The sequence below is a fragment of the Cupriavidus sp. 8B genome, from assembly GCF_054589115.1.
In genome coordinates, this window is record NZ_BAAILO010000175.1 from 1 (window position 1) to 17,088 (window position 17,088).

Sequence of the window (17,088 nt, forward strand, 5' to 3'; positions counted from 1 at the left end):
GTTGCCGATGCGGGCGTGAATGCGCTGGACTCGGGCTTTGGCTTTCCTCCAGTTTCTGCTGAACTTTGTCTTGCGGCTCATTGCCCGCTGCGCCTTACGCAAGGCTGCTTCGTGCCGACGGAAGCTGTTGAGTGGCGCGTAGAACGTGCCATTGCTCAGCGTGGCAAAGCGGGCGATACCCATATCGACACCGACTGCGGTTGTGCCGGCTGGAACGGGCGCATCGACCTCACGCGCTGTCTGAATCGAGACGAACCACTTGCCGCTGGACTCGCTGACCGTTGCATTTCTCACAGAGCCCAGCACGTCTCGGCTGGCGCGGTAGCGCAGCCAGCCAAGCTTAGGCAAGAAAATCCTCCCATTGGCCTCATCGAGCTTGATCTGTTTCGGGTCGGGGTAGCGGAAACTGTCGCGCAGCCCCTTCTTCTTGAATCGGGGATAGTCCGCACGCTTGGCAAAGAAGTTCTGGTATGCGCGCTCAAGGTCCTTCAGTGCATGCTGTAATGGATGTACCGGTGCATCCTTGAGCCAAGGTGTGTCCGCCCCATTGCGCCATGCTGTGAGCGCCTTAGCCATTGCCACGTAGCCGATGAACTTGCCACCGGCCTCGTGGTTCTGCTTCTGCAACGCCAGCGCCTTGTTGAAGACGAACCGGCACGAGCCAGCGAAACGGCGCATCTTGCGCTGTTGCTCGCCGTTTGGCATCAGTTCGAATTTAAAGGCTTGGAGACGTTGCATAAAATCATGTTACCAGCAACTTTCGCGTGTGCAAGGACGGCTACGCCGTCCGCGCTATCCTTCCTCCCCCTGAAGGGAGAGGTTTGCCGCGCACCGGATCAATAACGCGCCCGGGCTATGCTCCTCAAACGCGGTTCACTGCCCCCCTGGCACTAGCGTGGCCTGCCGCGGGCGCTCGTCCTGGTACTCCCGGCGCGAGGTGCCTCTTTACCCGCCACGGCACTGCCGCCACCGTTCACCTGCTCCATCCACGACAAAGCGTCGACGTACGACAAGAACTGCTGGAGATAGCCTGGCGACAGTTCGTGCATCAGTGATAGCGACCGATGCACCAGGCGGCTCGAGTGGAGCGGGCCCGCATTATCGGGCACCTGCTCCAGCGACTGCCGCAGCTGTCGGTCGGTGCTGACCCTGGACCAGGTTGCCCTGAAGTAGTCGAGCACCTCCACTTCAGGATAGGAGGCGTGCGGGGCCACGGCGTCAATCGTCGCGCGGCCATCGCCGCCCGCCTGCGCATGGCTGGCGATGTAATCGATCAGTCCGGCCAGTGCACCGCGAGCGGGCAAGCAGGGCGATGCAGCGCCGCCGCCATCGCTTGCCGTGCCTGCGGCGCTTTCAAGATCATTGGCATAGGCCTCGAGCAGGCTGGACAGCCTGTCGTCCAGGATGCGTCGCGCATCTGCGCTGTGGGCGGCCGCCCGTCGCGCCAGCGCCTCGATGAACTGGAAGCGGACAGGATCCAGGCGATCTGCGCCACGTTCGCGCCATGCATCGAGCGTCGCCCGCGCGTCACGCGTTTCGCCACATGCTTCGCCGCTACCGACGCCGCTATCGACACCACTATCCACGGGGCTTCACCGTTGCGGTCGACGGTCTTGGGATCGGCGCGATTTCCACTCGCCGGTTCTTGGCTCGTCCCGCTTCGTCGGCATTCGCGGTCACGGGCTGCTGGGACCCGAATGCGGCCGCAAATACCGAGGAGGGCGGGAGGCCTTCCTCGATCAGCGCGCGGGTTACCGTCAATGCGCGCTGGGCCGACAGTTCCCAGTTGTCGGCGAATCGACGGTTGGCCTCACGCACCTGCTGGTCGTCGGTAAAGCCGCTCACCATCAGGATCTCCTCGCGGGCCTGGAGATACGCGGACAACGGCGCGGCCAGGCTCTTCAACACGGCACGGCCTTCGGGCTGCAACTGATCGGAGTTGAGGGCGAACAACACGCTGCCGTTGATGCCGATGCGGCCGTTCACCAGCGTCACCCGGCCCGCCGCCAGCGGCCCGGCCAGCGCTTTCTCCAGGGCCTCGCGGCGCTGCGTCTCCGCCTGCCGCTGCTTGACCTCCTGCTCCAGCCTGGTCGAGAGCTCCAGCTGCACGCCGACGACGCTCACGAGGATCAGGACAAAGGCGCCCAGCAGTACCGACATCAGGTCGCCAAAGACGGCCCAGACCGGTACGGTCGGCTCTACGCCGGCGTCGATGTCCTCGCTCATTGTGCTTCGGCGCCGGCCGGCGCCCGCTGGCCTGCGAGTTGTTGCAGGTTTTCGACGATCTGCTTCTGCGACAGCATGCTCAGGTCGATGACTTCCCTGGCCTGTGCCACGTAATAGCCAAGCTGTTCGTCACTACGCGCGAGGGATTTGTCCAGCGCGGCTTCGATGCGCTGCAGGTGGGCCACCAGCTTGTCGTTCGACTCGCCAAACAACTGCACGGCCATGCCGAAGGCTTCGCCCAGGCTTGCCACCTCGACGGCACTGCCGGTGACCTGTGCGGCAACGGCGGCCATCTTGCCGGTCTCGGCCTCGACCTTATCGGTGAACCGGGTGCCGACACGATCCAGCAGGTCCGCCGAGGTGGCGACCAGCGCATCGACCGCCACGCGCTGCTCGGTGGAGGCGTGGTTCACGGCATCGAGCAGCGTGCCCAGCGTTTCCAGCAGGCGGCTGCGCTCTTCCAGCATCGTGTTGTCGCGGGCCATGCTGTCGGAGAGCTTCTGGCGCAGCTCGGCGACGACGTCGGCCGCAGCCTTGGGGGCTTCCGAAGCGGCTTGCACGAGCCGGGCAATCTCGGCGATCGTGTTGCTGGCGTGTGCCTGCGTCTGGGCCGAAATGTCGCGCGCGGTCTGCGCCAGCGTGTCGCAGATTTCCTGCTGCCGGCTTGCGGTTTGCGTGCCCGTCTGCTCCCACTCCTGGCGCAGCGTGGCGGCCATCGAGGCAAGCGTCTCGGTCCAGGCGGCCAGCCGCTGCTGGTCCCGCGCTGCCAGCTCCGCCTGCTGGTCCGCATGCGACTGGCCGACCGTGCGCAGCAGTGATGCCGAGTGCTGCTCGAACGTCGCCGCGGCTGCCGCCAGGGCCTGCTGATTGTTGCTCGCCAGCGTCTCGCTGACCTGTTCGTGCCGGGACAGCGCGTCGCGCCACGCTTGCGACAAGCCGCCTGTTGCGGCTTCCAGGCGGGCGGAGACGGTCTCCAGCAACTTGGGGGCTGCCGAAGCGGCTTGTACGAGCCGGTCGATCTCGGCGACGGTGTTGCTGGCGTGTGCCTGCGTCTGAGCCGAGATGTCGCGCACGTTGTGCGCCAGCGTGTCGCAGATTTCCTGCTGGCGGCTTGCGGTGTGCGCGCCCGTCAGCTCCCACTCCTTGCGCAGCGTCGCGGTCAGCGCGCCGAGCGTATCGGCCCAGGCCGCCAGCCGTTGCTCGTCCCGCGATGCCAGTTCCGCCTGCAGGTCCGCATGCGACTGGTCCACCGTGCGCACCAGCGATGCCGATTGCTGCTCGAACGTCGCCGCGGCTGCGGCCAGGGCCTGCTGATTGTTGCTCGCCAGTTTCTCGCTGACCTGTTCGTGCTGGGACAGCGCGTCGCGCCACGCTTGCGACAAGCCGCCCGTTGCGGCTTCCAGGCGGGCGGAAACGGTTTCCAGCAGCTTGGGGGCTGCCGAAGCGGCTTGTACGAGCCGGTCGATCTCGGCGACGGTGTTGCTGGCGTGGGCCTGCGTCTGGGCTGAGATGTCGCGCACGTTCTGCGCCAGCGTGTCGCAGATTTCCTGCTGGCGGCTCGCGGTGTGCGCGCCCGTCAACTCCCACTCTTTATGCAGCGTCGCGCTCAGCGCGCCGAGCGTATCGGCCCAGGCCGCCAGCCGTTGCTCGTCCCGCGATGCCAACGCCGCCTGCAGGTCCGCATGCGACTGGCCGACCGTGCGCAACAGTGACGCCGAGTGCTGCTCGAATGTCGCCGCGGCCGCCGCCAGCGCGTTCTGATTGTCTCCCGCCAGTTTCTCGCTGACGCGCTCGTGCCGGGACAGCGCGTTGTTCCATGCTGCCGACACGCTGCCCGCCGCGGTTTCCATGCGGGCGGAGACGCCTTCCAGCAGGCCGGCCGAGCGTTGCTCAAAGGTCCCGGCGAACTGATCAAGCGCGGTGCGCAGGTCCTGGGTAAGCGCCTCGCTCGATCGCTGGTGCCCCGCCAGTGCCTTGTTCCAGATGTCCGCCACGGTAGTGGCCGCGGCCTCGAAACCGGTCGAGAGTCCATCCAGTTGCCGCTCAACGGCATGCGTGATGGTGTCGTGCAGCGAGGCCGTCTCGCGCGTGAGACTCGACGTCAAAGCCGCCACGGCCGGCTGGAGCGTCGCGCCGGCAGCGCGGGCGCTATCGGCGACGCTTTCCTTCAACGACTGCTCCACGGAGGCAGCCAGTCGGGTGTAGGCGGCCTCGGTCTTGCCGTGGAAGGCCTCCTGGCTGGCGAGATGACGCTCGTGCAAGGCCTGGCTCTGCTGCTCCATGGCCGCCATCATGGCCTGCAGCCGATCGACCAGGGTGGGCATCACATCGGCCTGCCGCTGCAGCAGCTTGAAGGTTTCCTCGCGCTGATGGGACTGCGAGTAGCTACGCAATGTCGTCGCGATCCTGGCGTCGAGCATCTGCGCCGCCTGGATCCGCTCGCGCCGGCACAGCGTGGATAGCAACCCCAGCATCGCGGAGGTGGCCACGCCCGCGACCGAGGTGCCGAACGCAAATCCCAGGCCCTTGACCGGTGCGGCCAGCGAAGCGCGGATGGCCTGCAAGTCCGTTGCGCTTTCCAGCGCCATGCCGGTGCCCTTCAGGGTGGCCACCATGCCCAGGAACGTGCCAAGCATGCCCAGCAACACCAGCAAGCCCACGAGATACGGCGTCAGCGCCGGTCCCGGCAAGCCCACGCGCTCACCCTCGATGCGCAGGCGCGCCGCATTGCGCAGGCTGGGATGCAATTGATCCAGCCAGGCGCCCAGGCTGGCCGGCGGCTCGGACAGGCCCGCCACGGCCCGCGCCAGGGTGGCGGTGGCCTGGTGGTCGCGCCGCAACTCGAGCGCGCCTGCCAGGTAGCAGGCGCCGATCAGCATCGTGACGGCCAGCGCCAGGGTGTTCGAGCCCGCATAGCCGGCGCTAATCCAGCACACGGCGGCCAGACCCACCAGAAAAACGGCGAAATTAAAAAGATATCTGGACATGGCGTCCTGGTTAGCTGGAGCGAAGGGCCGCAAGCAGCCCTTCGACCGGTTGAAAACGAATATCCAGTTCGGCAAGCAACACGCTGCGCATATCCTTGCGGAACACATCCAGCCATGCGCCGGGCGTGACCGCCGCGGATTCCCCCGCGCTTTGTCCCGAGACTTGGGCGTCGGCGAGCGTCGCCTGCCCGGCCTGGCGCAAACGCGCGAAGTGCCCTTCGAGCAACGCGGGCACGCCGGCAAGCAGAATCCGCTCGCGCGCACCCAGCGCCCCCTCCATGACGGCATCCACCGCCGCGAGCCGGGACATGGCGGGCGTCCTGGCGGCCAGCATCGCCCGCAGGCGGCCGCGCAAGCTTCCGATGTCCAATTCCATCGCCTGCTGCATGGAGAGATAACGCTGACGATAAGTCGCGTAATCGACTGCCGCATCCATGGGCTGCGCTTGGGTGGGCGCCTGCGCTTGTCCGCGCCGCTTGGCGGGGGCGCTCGCGCCGTCGCCTGCGATGGCATTCGCCAAGGCGGTCCGCGCACGGGCGCACGCAAGCTCCTCGGCGCTGCCGAAGGCGCGCGCTCCGGATGCCACCGCCGGCGCATCGCCGTTCAGGACCGCGGACAACGCGATGGCGTCGGCCCAGCCGAGCCATTGGCTCAGCTTGTCCGAGAGCGATTGTCTGGATGCGGGAACGTCGACGTCCGTCATGCGCGCAAGCAAGCGAATGAGCGTCGGGCCGCTTAAACTTGTGCGTTGTGACACTTGCACCATACCGGCGGAGTCAAAAACCCGCTAGTTTACACGCCGGCGGGTGGTGGACCTACTTCCTTTCGATTTGCACGACCAAGATGCAGGCAACCTGGAGGCAGGCCCACATGCGAAGTTTGCCTGGAATTCAACCAACGCCTGCTTCCACTCGGTTGTAGTAGGTGAGGTTGTGGTACGCGCATGTCGCCTAGTTCGTCGTCGAGCGCTCAACCCTGTTGACGTGGATGCCGCTCACTTGGCCGGCACGACAAGCGGCGTCCCTTGCCTGACGACATACGTCGCGAGTTCCGCCGCGTTGCCGCTGCCGACGTTCTTCGCCGAGTGGGCCGTTCCGGCCGGGATGAACAAGGAATCGCCGGATTTGAGCGTGATCGGCGGTTTGCCCTCGAGCTGATACTCCAGCGAGCCTTCGAGGACATAGGCGATCTCTTCACCCGGATGCGCGTGCTTGGGGGCGAACGCGCCCTGGTCGAAGTCGACGCGCACCTGGACGGCCTCGCGTCCGGGCACCCCGAGATCGTGCTGCAGGAGATCGGTGCGGTGGATTCCCGGCTGTTGCGCCTGTGCCGCGTGGAGCGCCGATCCGCTCCCGGCGATCAGCATCGCGGCCACCATGATTCGAGTCGTTTTCATGTGGAAGTCCTTTCATGCATTGCATAGGCGTCAGTGGCCCCAGCGTAATCCGGCAAAGGGGCACATAAGGCGCGCTTTGATCGTTCAACGTTGCGGGGCGTCAGACGTAGGCGCCGTCAAGATAGGGATCAACATGGCGTGCCGGGTCTGCCGACACGCCAGTACGGTCCCAGCCAGCCACGGTGTGGGCACCGTCGTAGTACGGGCTACGCGGTTCCTGCACCGAGCGGGCGCCGTCGATGTACGGGTCACGCGAGTCGCCTACCGAGCGGGCGCCGTCGGTGTACGGGTCGCGCGAAGCGTTTACCGAGCGGGCGCCGTCAGTGAACGGGTCGCGCGCGCCCGCATTTGACAGTCCGGAGGCCTGCGCACCGGCAGCAGCAGCAATCAGAGCGACGGCGAATACAAAACGCTTGGCGAAGTGGGTAGTCATGATTGGTATCCTTGAAGTTTGCGTTGGGCTTGGTGTGGCTTTGTGTGGCCAGGGCTCGCATCGTTACTGCTCGCCGCCGGCCTACGGAAGCCATTAAAGGACACCGATGTATCCCGTCCGTAGCGCGTGAAGGCCCCTTCTGTCAGGACACGTATCGTGCTGGCAGCCTGATACAGACGGGTACAAAGACGGTGTGGGAACGCGCCCGGAGGTGGTGTGGAGAGCCTTCGGGAGCCGGGCGCGAAGGCGTTGCGAAGGCGTTTTCTAAAGCAATACGTCAAGGCACGAATATTGTCTTCGGACGACTTTCGGCACAGACGCACTCAGCGCCATAGTTCGAAGTGACGACCCAAGGGTTCAATGCTGGAGCAGCGCAAACTGCCGGTCGCCGCTCCTGAGCAGCACGCCCGGTTCAAAGTTAGGGGGACCTTCGTCAACAAAAAACTTTCACGACAAGGGGGTTGCCGACCCGGGGTGATTAGTCCATAATGCAGTCCATTGATTCGCATGGAAGCCAAAAAACTCCTTAAGAATCAATGGGTTATGGCGATAATACTAGTCCCGTATCCCGCTTCCGTTGCATCAGGCAAGCGAGCAAGTAGTAGCAGTTGACAATCAGTAACTGCCCATGTGGCTCAGTGGTAGAGCACTCCCTTGGTAAGGGAGAGGTCGGCAGTTCGATCCTGCCCATGGGCACCATGTCATTTCCCTGAGTTCGCGTTCTTCGCGCGGGCTGTACAAGCTAGCTGGCGCCGACACGCTGTTCCTCCCGGCCCACGCCACTTGCGCCAATGCGGAATCACTGCATCGGCTGCCTTCAGATTCCACCAAGCATATAGCTCGACACACCGATACCGCTGGCGAAGTTGTCTTCGTGGTAGACGCCGCTCGCGTGGGCTGACCCACCACATATCGCGATAGCTCCCGCCAGGCATCGGCGCATAGCCGGCTTGCGCGAACTTGGCATTGTCGCCACCCTTGCGGATGTCATCGGCGACCGCCTTCGGCATGATCTGCTGACCATCGATCTGGCGGCTCAGTAGTCCTTGTCGTACCAGCGCACCACGATCCTGGTGACCTGCGCCATTTTCAGCAGCGTCAGCGCGATCAGCCGGCTCCCGGTCCGCCCGGGTTCCAAGGCAACGCAACGCAGTACGCGCAAATTCGACACGTTGTCACCAAATCCCCGTTCGTAGAACTCCGAGGCGACGCGCTTCCATGTGACTCAGCTGTGAGAACGACAGGTCCGAAATTTAGTTGCTATGAGCAATTATTTCTTTGGGAATCTATTTCATTCCAGTGTCACAAACCGAAGACATAATCCCCACTCATGGGACGACGTTTCACCAGTGAAACATATCATGTGCATGATGCGTCAGCCCTCCCATCGGTAACCGGGCGCGCGTAAGGGATGCCTTCATGAGAGCGTTGTCTGGCGTTTTCAATCATCACGATCTATGCGTCGCGCCCGAATGCCAGTGAATCGTTTGACTGGCTTTTGGCGCAGCGCGTGCCAGCGTCACAACAAGGAAAAGCAAATGCGACAGGCAATCTGGGGGCGCGGAATTCTGGGCACAATTCTGGCCGCCATCGTCGGGATCATGGTCACGGCGTGCGGATCATCGTCGTCAGTGGCGACACTGGGACAACAACAGATCAAGCACGTTTTCGTCATCACGCTCGAGAACGAAAACTACGCGACCACCTTCGGCGCGAACAGCAAGGCTCCGTATCTTGCGCAGACGCTCGCTTCGCAGGGCGCGCTGGTGCAGCAGTATTACGGCACCGGTCACGTCAGCCTCGACAACTACATTGCAATGATCAGCGGCCAGTCGCCGACGCTGGAAACGGACAATGATTGCCCGACCTACCAGGACTTCAGCTTGACGGGCATGACGCCGGACGGCCAGGCGATTGGCACCGGCTGGGTGTATCCCGCCAGCGTGAAGACGTTGCCGGATCAGTTGAAATCCGCCGGCTACACGTGGAAAGGCTACCAAGGCGACATGGGCAACGACCCCACCCGGGAAGCGGCGACGTGCGGCCACCCGACGCTCAACACGACCGACCTGACGCAGGCCGCCGAGGCGCCGAGCGCGGCGGTGCCGCTGGGCGACCAGTACGCGACGCGCCACAACCCGTTCATGTACTTTCACTCGATCATCGACTCGCCCGATTGCGGGCAGAACGTTGTGAACCTGAACAGGCTCACGACCGACCTGCAGTCGATCTCGACGACCGCCAACTTCAACCTGATTACCCCGAACCTGTGCGACGACGGCCACGACGGGCCGTGCGTGAACGGCCAGCCGGGCGGCCTGACGAGCGCGAACGCGTTCCTGCAGAAGTGGGTGCCAGTCATTACCGCGTCGCCGGCGTTCCAGCAGGACGGGCTGTTGATCATCAACTTCGACGAAAGCAGTTACGCGACCGTGACCCAGCCGTCGGCAGGGGAGACGGACCTGACGTTCACCGGCACCACCTGCTGCAGCCAGCAGCCGGGTCCGAACCTGCCGGCCTTCCCGCAGTCGTCCTCGCTCTCGTACAAGGGCTTGACGATCAAGCTGACCAAGCAGAGTTTCGGCGGCGACCAGACCGGCGCGGTGATGATCTCGAAGTTCATCAAGCCGGGCACGGTGTCGACGGTGCAGTACAACCACTATTCGATGCTCAGGAGCATCGAGGACATCTTCCAGCTCGGTCATCTTGGCTATGCCGCGCAGGCCGGATTGGTGGGCTTTGGCCCGGATATCTTCACGAACCTGTAAGCACATGCTGACGTCTGCAATGCGCGCCGCGGCGCTCTGCGCGTGCCTGGGCGTCGCGCTGCTGCCAATGGCGGCACCGTCGGCGCAGAACGCAGCAACGCCCGCGTACAGCGATGCGGCCGCGCTCGGCAAGCTGATCTTCTTCGATCCGTCGTTGTCGGCGTCGGGCAGGATGTCGTGTGCGAGCTGCCACAGCCCGTCGCATGCCTACGGGCCGCCCAACGGGCTGGCCGCGCAGTTCGGCGGCCCTGAGCTGCGTTCGCAAGGCACACGTGCGGTGCCGAGCCTGCGCTACGTGCTGAACCGAACGCCGGTCTGGAGCCACGCCCAGGCCGCGACCATCGCTGAACGGATCGCGGATACGGACAATGCACCGTCCGGCGGGTTCGGCTGGGATGGGCGCTTCAGCCATCTCCATGAGCAGGCCAGCTTTGCGCTGTTCAACCCGAACGAGATGGCCAACAAGGATGCTGCTGCGGTTCTGGCGAAGCTTGAGCGCGCACCGTATGCCACGCGCTTCAAGGAAGTGTTCGGCCAGAATGCCTTTGCGGACCCCACCAAAGCGTTGACCCAGGCGATATACGCAATCGAGCGCTTCGAACTCGAGGACCCGAGTTTTCATCCTTATACCAGCAAGTTCGATGACTATCTCGACGGCAAGGTCCAACTGACTGCGCGCGAATTGCGGGGCAAGAAGCTGTTCGACGATCCGGCGCGTGGCAACTGTGCCTCCTGTCACATCGACCAGGCGGGCGTGAATGGCGCGCATCCGCTCTTCACGGATCACAAGTTCGAAGCGCTCGGCGTGCCGCGCAATCCGGAGTTGAAGGTCAACGCAGACCCGAAGTATTACGACATGGGTTTGTGTGGACCGTTGCGCAGCGATCAGTCGGGCGATAAAGCCAATTGCGGCCTGTTCAAGACACCGTCGCTGCGCAATACGGCAACGCGTCAGGTGTTCTTTCACAACGGACGTTTTCACTCGTTAGAGGAGGCATTGCGCTTCTACGTGCAGCGCGATACCAACCCGGAGAAATGGTATCCAGCCGATCGTCACGGCAAGGCCAAGAAGTTCAACGACCTGCCGGCATCGGTGCGCGGGAACGTCGATACCATCGATGAGCCGCTTACGCGCAAGCGCGGTGAAAAGCCGGTCTGGACGGAGCAGGACATCAAGGACGTCGTGGCCTTTCTCTCGACGCTGAACGACGACTACCAGTCAACGCCGAGAACAGCCAAGTGAAGACTGACTCGGTGTGTGCATTGAAATTCCGGAGGCAATCAGAGCAAATTTAGCGCGATGAAGCAGCTTATGAAGCCAGCACTGTTGTCGCGAGTTAGAGATTCACTGAAATATGTTCGCCGCCTCCTGAAGTGTCTTGTCTAGCGCTGACATGAGGACGCGGCGATGAGCGTACGACCTACACATGCAGAAAACTCAAGGGATTGCCAGCATGATGAGTAACAACCGCAACGATGATTGCGACCACCAAGACCCGTCAGTGCCCGACTCGCAGCGCCGCAAGTTGTTGGGAGGCTTGGCCGCCGCCGCGGGCATAAGCCTGCTGCCAAGCTGCGGCGGCGGCGACGGCAGCAGCTCGCTCGTCGCCACCGCCGCGCTGCCCGATCCGGCACAATCCGGCATCGATCACATCGTGGTAGTGATGATGGAGAACCGCTCGTTCGATCACTACCTGGGCTGGCTGCCAGGTGCCGACGGCAAGCAGGCCGGCCTGAGCTTTGCCGACCGCAACGGCAAGATCTCCAGCACCTACCCGCTGGCGCCGGAGTTCCAAGGCTGTGCCTACCAGGACCCCGACCATTCGCATGAAGGCGGGATTACCGAGTACAACAATGGCAAGTGCGACGGCTTCCTGCTGACCAGTTCGGACACCTTCCCAATCGGTTACTACCGTCAGGAAGACCTCAGCTTCCACGGCCAGGCCGCCCCGGCTTGGACCGTCTACGACCGCTACTTCTGCAGCATCATGGCGGAGACTGAGCCCAACCGTTTCTATATGCACAGCGCGCAGACGCCGGCGATCCATAACAAGGACGTCAGACCCGCAATCGCCGCCCAGATGCCGACGATCTGGGACAAGCTCAGCGCCGCTGGTGTGAGCGGTAAATATTATTACAGCGACGTGCCGTACCTTGCTTCGTACGGCTCCAAGTACGCGCATATCTCTCAACCCGTGGACCAGTTCCTGGCCGCCGCCGCCGCCGGTACCCTGCCCAACGTGTCGTATGTCGACCCCGCCTTCGTCGGCAACGGCACCCAGAATGACGACCATCCTTTCGGGGACATCCGCGACGGCCAGGCCTTCATGAACCAGATTTATGGAGCTGTGACCCAGAGCCCGCAGTGGCCCAAGACGGCGCTGTTCTTCATCTACGACGAGTGGGGCGGCTTCTTCGATCATGTGCCGCCGCCCTTCGCCGGCGTGATCCCGCCGTTCGACCTGGCCGCATTCAAGGCGATCAACGAAACGCCGTCCTCCCAGCTCGGCTTCCGTATTCCGGCCATGGCGGTGTCGCCTTTTGCGCGGCGTGGCTACGTCGCCCACGACCAGTACGACCACACCTCGATCCTGAAGATGATCGAATGGCGTTTTGGCCTGACGCCGCTCACCGTACGCGATGCACAGGCCGCCAATATCGCCGAGTCCTTCGACTTCCAGTCCGGCGCCAACGTCAGCGCGCCCGCGTTCACCGTGCCCAGCGGCCCGTTCGGAAAGACCTGCGCTCCCAAGAGCCTCGCCGCCGGCTCCGCCGCCGCCGCGATCCGCGCCGAGCACAACGAAAACGTCCAGAGACTCGCGCAACTGGCACAGCAACATGGCTTCTGGGTTGCCACTTAAGTTAGGAATACGCAGGCGTATGAAAACCTAACTGATCGTCCTGTCCGCGCTGACCCTTGCCGCCTGCGGCGGCAACGGCAGCAGCGGCGAGCCCTGCGTACCGATAGCCATGGCTCAATCGCCGCAGAAGCACGATAGGGGCTCGTCGTCCGCATCGCCAGACTCTACCGGCGGTCTCCCCCGAACATGAAGCTGGATACCGTGATGCCGCCGGCGAAGTTGTCCTCGTGATAGACCCGCGTAGCAGTGTCGGCTTCGGCTGCGCCGACGGCCACCATCAGCGGTAGCAGATGCTCTTCTCTGGGATGTGCCTGGCGAGCCGCGGGTGCGCTCTCCCAGGCAGTCAGCGCGGCGGCGCGTTGCTCCGGGGCGGTTGCGGTGAGCGCTTGCTCAAGCCAGGCGTCGAACGCTGCCGATACGTCCTTCCCCGCGGGGCCGAACGCGCGCAGGTTGTGGTAGCTCAGCCCGCTGCCGACGATGAGGATGCCTTCGTGGCGCAGCGGCGCCAGCGCGCGTCCGAGGGCGAGATGCGCGAGTGGGTCGAGCCCGCGCTTGAGCGAGAGCTGCACGGTCGGCATATCGGCGCCGGGATAGATGACGGCCATCGGCGCATACATGCCATGGTCAAAACCGCGCAGCGGATCGAGCCGCGCGGCAAGGCCGGCGTCCTCGAGCAAGCCTTGCACGCGCGTGGCGAGCTGCGGTGCGCCCGGTGCGGGGTACTGGATCTGGTAGGTGTAGTCCGGGAAGCCGTAGTAGTCATAAATCATGGGCGGCTTCGGGTTGGCCATGATCGTGAATTCCGGCTCTTCCCAATGCGCCGAAATCATCAGCACGGCCTTGGGCGCCGCGCCCACCAGTTGCGGCATCTGCTGCAGGGCGGCCTTCAGGCCGTCGTAACGGCCACCCAACTGGTCTTCCATCCAGGGCCAGGGCCCGCCGCCGTGTGAAATGAAAAACGTGGGGAGTGCAGGCGTTGTCATCCGGGGTCTCCTGGTAACTCAGCCGCGCCGCCCGGCAACATAGCCAAGCAGGCCGGACAAATCGCGCGCGGCGCGCTTGACCTCGCGCTCCACGCGTTCGCGCAGGGCGGGGTCGCGCTCGAAACGGATGTCCGGGCCGGCCACGCTGATGGCGGCCACGGTGGCGCCGCTGGCATCGAACACGGGCGCCGCGCAAGAGTCGATGCCGGGCTCGAACGCGGAGAAGCTCCATGCGCAGCCGCGCTCACGGTCGGCGGCGAGGATGTCGCCCAGGCGGGCATACGTGGCCGGGCTTTGCCCGGTGACGGTCGCCAGCGGTTCCTCGCCCAGCCGCTCGCGCAGCGTGTCTTCAGCCAGGCCGGCAATCAGCATGCGGCCGGGCGTGGTGAGGTGCGCCGGCACACGGCTGCCAACCTGGATATTGCTGACCAGGGAGGTCTGCGGCATGTCGCGCAGCAGGTAGAGCACGTCACCGCCGTCCAGCACGCCGAGATAGGCGGAGAGCTGCAGCGATTCGCTCAGGGCGGCCAGCACGCGCCGCGCAAAGACGGTGAGATCCTTGCCTGCCAGCACCTTCGCGCCCAGCTTGAGCAGATCGAAGCCCGCCTGGTGGCCGCCCTGCGGCAGGCGCTCCACCATGCCTTCGTGCTCCAGCGTGGCGAGCAGGCGCATCACGGTGACGCGGTTCACGTCGATGCGCCGGCCGACTTCGCTGAGGTTGGTGGTGGACCCGCCTTCCGCGATAAAGCGCAGCAGCCGCATGGCGCGGATCACCGGGCTGACCAGTTGCGTCTTGTCTTCGTCGCCGCCCTCGGTGAAGTTGGTGGCATTGGTTGCGTCGGTTGCGTCGGGCGCGGGCTGGTGCAGCTTGGGGTTCTTGCTCATCGGTTCCGTGGACGGGTGGGCGGCGCGGTAAGCCTGCGGGCTTAGTTGAGGGGTACCTGCCAGGCGTTGTAATCGTACACCCAGTCCGCGTTGCCGCCTTCCTTGAGCCAGGCGTTGCTGCGCGAGCCGATCTGGATGCGGCTGGTGCGCTCAAAGCGCGCGGCCCGGTAGCGTGCGAGCGCGGCGGGGATGTCGTTGCCGTTGGCATCGGCCAGGCAGCGCGCCAGCACCACGCCGTCCTCGATGGCCATGCTCGCGCCTTGCGCCATGAAGGGCATCATCGGGTGGCAGGCATCGCCCATCAGCGCGACGTTGCCCACCGACCAGGCTGGCAGCGGGTCGCGCACGTAGAGCGCGGAGATCAGCACGTCGTCGCAGGCATCGAGCAGCGCGCGCGCCTCCGCATGGAAGCCGGCATAGGCTGCGCGCACGTCTTCCACGCGGCCCGGCGTGGTCCAGGATTCGTTGCGCCAGGCTTCCTGCGCCACCGTGGCGAAGATAAAGATCTCGCGGCCGCGGTTGAGCGGGAAGGTGACGATCTGCGAGGTCGCCTCCGGGCCCCACCACTTGGTGAAGGCCTGCAGGTTCGGCACGCCGGAAAGGCGCTCGGCCGGCACCACCGCGCGGTAGGCGACCACGCCGGTGAACACCGGATGCTCGGGCCCGAACAGCGCGGTGCGCACCACAGAGTGGATGCCGTCGGCACCGATCAGCACATCCACGCCTTCCTGCGTGCCATCGGCGAAATGCAGCGTGGCGCCGGCCGCATGGCGCTCGATCTGCGTCGCCTTCTTGCCGAGCTTGACGCAGGTGCCGGGCAGGGCGCCTTCCAGCGCGGTCATCAGGTCGCCGCGGTGCATGGTGAGCTGCGGCGCGCCGTAGCGGATCTCCGCCTCGTCGGACATGGCCAGGCGCGAGGTCTCCTCGCCGGTGTTCCACACCCGGCTGATGCGGTGGGTGGGCCGCGCGGCGGTCTCGCGCAATGCCTCGCCCACGCCCAGGCCATCCAGCGCGCGCACGGCATTGGGCGTGAGGTTGATGTCCGCGCCGACCCGCGCAAAGCGCGAGGCTTGCTCGAACACAACCACGTCCATTCCTAGCTTGCGCAGCGCAATCGCCGCGGCGAGGCCGCCGATGCCGGCGCCGTTGATGCCAATCTTTTGTGAAGCCATGGTGCTTGTTCCTCTGGGGTCGCCTTGGTGTGGGCCCGGGTGTGCGCCTCGCTGCTCAGCGGCCGCGTTTGCCGGTGTATATGTTCAAAGATGAACGTAGTGTTCATAAAAGAATATAAAGGTGACGAGGGGATGTCAATCCGCGGGTTTACACGGGGGTGAACGAGGAGGAAGGCCACATTGCGGCCTCAAACTGCTGACAAACCTGACGCATTAGCCGAAGCCGCCGAACGGGCCAAAGCCATGCGCTACGTTGACGGCTGTCTCACCCTCTCCCCCAGCCCCTCTCCCGCGTGCGGGAGAGGGGAGCGGGACAACGCAGATCCGGCTTTGTCAGCAAGCTGAGGCCGCATTGCGGCCTCAGGGGAAGTGGAAGGGGAGGAGCAAGGGCCGTGAACTAGGGAAAGCCCATTGGAAGTATGAAATACGCTATGAATTGATCGCACGCTCTTGAGACTTGCGCCTTTTCCCGGTCAATATTCCCGCAATACCCAACCACTGATAAACGCAAAATACTCGCGCAACCAGGCGTTGTAGCGTAAATAAAGTGGCGTTGGGGCTCCTGCGCCAGACACTGTCTGGAACCCGGCCTTATGCGCAATCCGCTTCGCGCGTACCAGATGAAAATCACTGGTCACCAGCACCAGCGGGTCTCCAGCGCTCACGCCCTGCTGCTCCAGCAACCGGCGGCTGAAGAGCAGGTTTTCCTCGGTGCTGGTACTCCGGTCCTCCCGGATCAGGCGGCCCGGCTCCAGGCCGTGCGCGATCAGGTAATCGGCCATGATGTCCGCCTCACTGCAGCGCAGCCCGAAGTCCTGGCCACCGCTCACCACCACGCGCGCCGCTGGCCATTGCCGTGCCAGTGCCAGGCCTTTTTCCAGTCGCGCAGCCAGGGTAGGCGACGCGGTGCAGTGTGGCGTGCCGGAGCCCAGTATGAGGATGGTTTTTGCCGGCGACCCCGTTGCCGCGGATTCGGAAATGCCGGCGTCGATGAAATAGAAGAACATCCCCAAGGTCACCAGCCACGCGGCAAACGCCGCCCCGGCTACCCCCCAGATCCATCGGTTCCGCCGGCTAGCCCTGCGCCATTGCGCCACGGCCTTCCAGCGCCATGACAGCGTGAGAAGGGCCGCGCCGATCGCCAGAGGGAGGACGACACCAAAGTTGAACAGGCCCATCAGCATCAGCGCGATGGCATCGGCAATCAGCAGTGCGCCAAGCAGTGCAAGGCAGATGCGCTGCCAGGCAGCGCCAGTTTTCAAGTCATGCATTGTTGTTCGAACCCACACCGTCAGTTAGTTGGTTAGTTGGTCAATTAGCAGGGGTGATGCAGGGCCAGACGCAAGCGACCCGGCGCACGCCACTGTCCAGAGCGTT

Annotated in this window: 15 protein-coding genes, 1 tRNA gene and 1 pseudogene; 4 read left to right on the forward strand and 13 right to left on the reverse strand. The window is 64.4% G+C overall.

Annotated elements, in window-relative coordinates:
- The 7 genes from ACYP5B_RS17435 to ACYP5B_RS17465 form a co-directional block, all read right to left on the reverse strand.
- Positions 1-738 (reverse strand): RNA-guided endonuclease InsQ/TnpB family protein (locus tag ACYP5B_RS17435; protein WP_459570510.1); only part of this gene is annotated, 738 nt, incomplete at its 3' end.
- A gap of 152 nt (positions 739-890) precedes the next feature.
- Entirely contained in the window at positions 891-1,586 is a 696-nt protein-coding gene (locus ACYP5B_RS17440) for a DUF2894 domain-containing protein (RefSeq protein ID WP_459570511.1), read from the reverse strand.
- On the reverse strand, positions 1,579-2,226 hold the full coding sequence (locus tag ACYP5B_RS17445; protein ID WP_400096138.1) for an OmpA family protein: 648 nt from the start codon (positions 2,224-2,226) through the stop codon (positions 1,579-1,581). Before ACYP5B_RS17445 ends, ACYP5B_RS17440 begins: the two co-directional genes overlap by 8 nt.
- Positions 2,223-5,213 carry a DUF802 domain-containing protein gene (locus ACYP5B_RS17450; protein ID WP_459570512.1) on the reverse strand — a complete coding sequence of 997 codons (2,991 nt, stop codon included), beginning with the start codon at positions 5,211-5,213 and terminating at the stop codon, positions 2,223-2,225. The genes ACYP5B_RS17445 and ACYP5B_RS17450 overlap by 4 nt, the downstream gene beginning before the upstream one ends.
- Before the next feature lie 10 nt (positions 5,214-5,223).
- A complete protein-coding gene (locus tag ACYP5B_RS17455) occupies positions 5,224-5,979 on the reverse strand; it encodes a DUF3348 domain-containing protein (protein ID WP_459570513.1) in 756 nt (251 codons plus the stop codon).
- Positions 5,980-6,207: 228 nt separating this feature from the next.
- Complete coding sequence (locus ACYP5B_RS17460; protein ID WP_400096141.1) at positions 6,208-6,609, reverse strand: cupin domain-containing protein; 402 nt, start codon at positions 6,607-6,609, stop codon at positions 6,208-6,210.
- Positions 6,610-6,709: 100 nt separating this feature from the next.
- Complete coding sequence (locus tag ACYP5B_RS17465; RefSeq protein ID WP_459570514.1) at positions 6,710-7,042, reverse strand: hydroxyquinol 1,2-dioxygenase; 333 nt, start codon at positions 7,040-7,042, stop codon at positions 6,710-6,712.
- A 624-nt stretch (positions 7,043-7,666) separates the two neighbouring features.
- Between ACYP5B_RS17465 and ACYP5B_RS17470 the strand changes: the two genes are divergently transcribed.
- Positions 7,667-7,741, forward strand: a tRNA-Thr gene (locus tag ACYP5B_RS17470).
- 197 nt (positions 7,742-7,938) lie between these two features.
- On the opposite strand, the pseudogene ACYP5B_RS17475 reads toward ACYP5B_RS17470, so the two are convergent.
- Positions 7,939-8,073 (reverse strand): annotated as a pseudogene (locus ACYP5B_RS17475) (6-aminohexanoate hydrolase); the annotation flags it as partial.
- A gap of 5 nt (positions 8,074-8,078) precedes the next feature.
- Positions 8,079-8,213, reverse strand: a complete 135-nt coding sequence (locus tag ACYP5B_RS17480; RefSeq protein ID WP_459570529.1) for a hypothetical protein — start codon at positions 8,211-8,213, stop codon at positions 8,079-8,081.
- A gap of 430 nt (positions 8,214-8,643) precedes the next feature.
- Here ACYP5B_RS17480 and ACYP5B_RS17485 point away from each other — a divergent pair, with 430 nt between their 5' ends.
- The 3 genes from ACYP5B_RS17485 to ACYP5B_RS17495 all read left to right on the forward strand — a co-directional run bounded on the left by ACYP5B_RS17485 (position 8,644) and on the right by ACYP5B_RS17495 (position 12,671).
- The gene (locus tag ACYP5B_RS17485) at positions 8,644-9,810 is read left to right on the forward strand and encodes an alkaline phosphatase family protein (protein WP_459570525.1); all 1,167 of its coding nucleotides are present in this window, start codon (positions 8,644-8,646) and stop codon (positions 9,808-9,810) included.
- Between the two features lie 19 nt (positions 9,811-9,829).
- Complete coding sequence (locus tag ACYP5B_RS17490) at positions 9,830-11,053, forward strand: cytochrome-c peroxidase (RefSeq protein ID WP_459570515.1); 1,224 nt, start codon at positions 9,830-9,832, stop codon at positions 11,051-11,053.
- Positions 11,054-11,264: 211 nt separating this feature from the next.
- Entirely contained in the window at positions 11,265-12,671 is a 1,407-nt protein-coding gene (locus ACYP5B_RS17495) for an alkaline phosphatase family protein (RefSeq protein ID WP_459570516.1), read from the forward strand.
- A 164-nt stretch (positions 12,672-12,835) separates the two neighbouring features.
- Here the strand turns inward: ACYP5B_RS17495 and ACYP5B_RS17500 are convergent, their stop codons facing one another.
- The 4 genes from ACYP5B_RS17500 to ACYP5B_RS17515 form a co-directional block, all read right to left on the reverse strand.
- Positions 12,836-13,654, reverse strand: a complete 819-nt coding sequence (locus ACYP5B_RS17500; protein WP_400096145.1) for a DODA-type extradiol aromatic ring-opening family dioxygenase — start codon at positions 13,652-13,654, stop codon at positions 12,836-12,838.
- 18 nt (positions 13,655-13,672) lie between these two features.
- Positions 13,673-14,539 (reverse strand): IclR family transcriptional regulator, encoded by an 867-nt coding sequence (locus ACYP5B_RS17505; RefSeq protein ID WP_459570517.1) that lies wholly within the window; start codon positions 14,537-14,539, stop codon positions 13,673-13,675.
- 41 nt (positions 14,540-14,580) lie between these two features.
- Complete coding sequence (locus ACYP5B_RS17510) at positions 14,581-15,711, reverse strand: FAD-dependent monooxygenase (protein ID WP_400096147.1); 1,131 nt, start codon at positions 15,709-15,711, stop codon at positions 14,581-14,583.
- A gap of 473 nt (positions 15,712-16,184) precedes the next feature.
- Positions 16,185-16,895 carry a YdcF family protein gene (locus ACYP5B_RS17515; RefSeq protein ID WP_459570518.1) on the reverse strand — a complete coding sequence of 237 codons (711 nt, stop codon included), beginning with the start codon at positions 16,893-16,895 and terminating at the stop codon, positions 16,185-16,187.
- Positions 16,896-17,088: the final 193 nt, after the last annotated feature.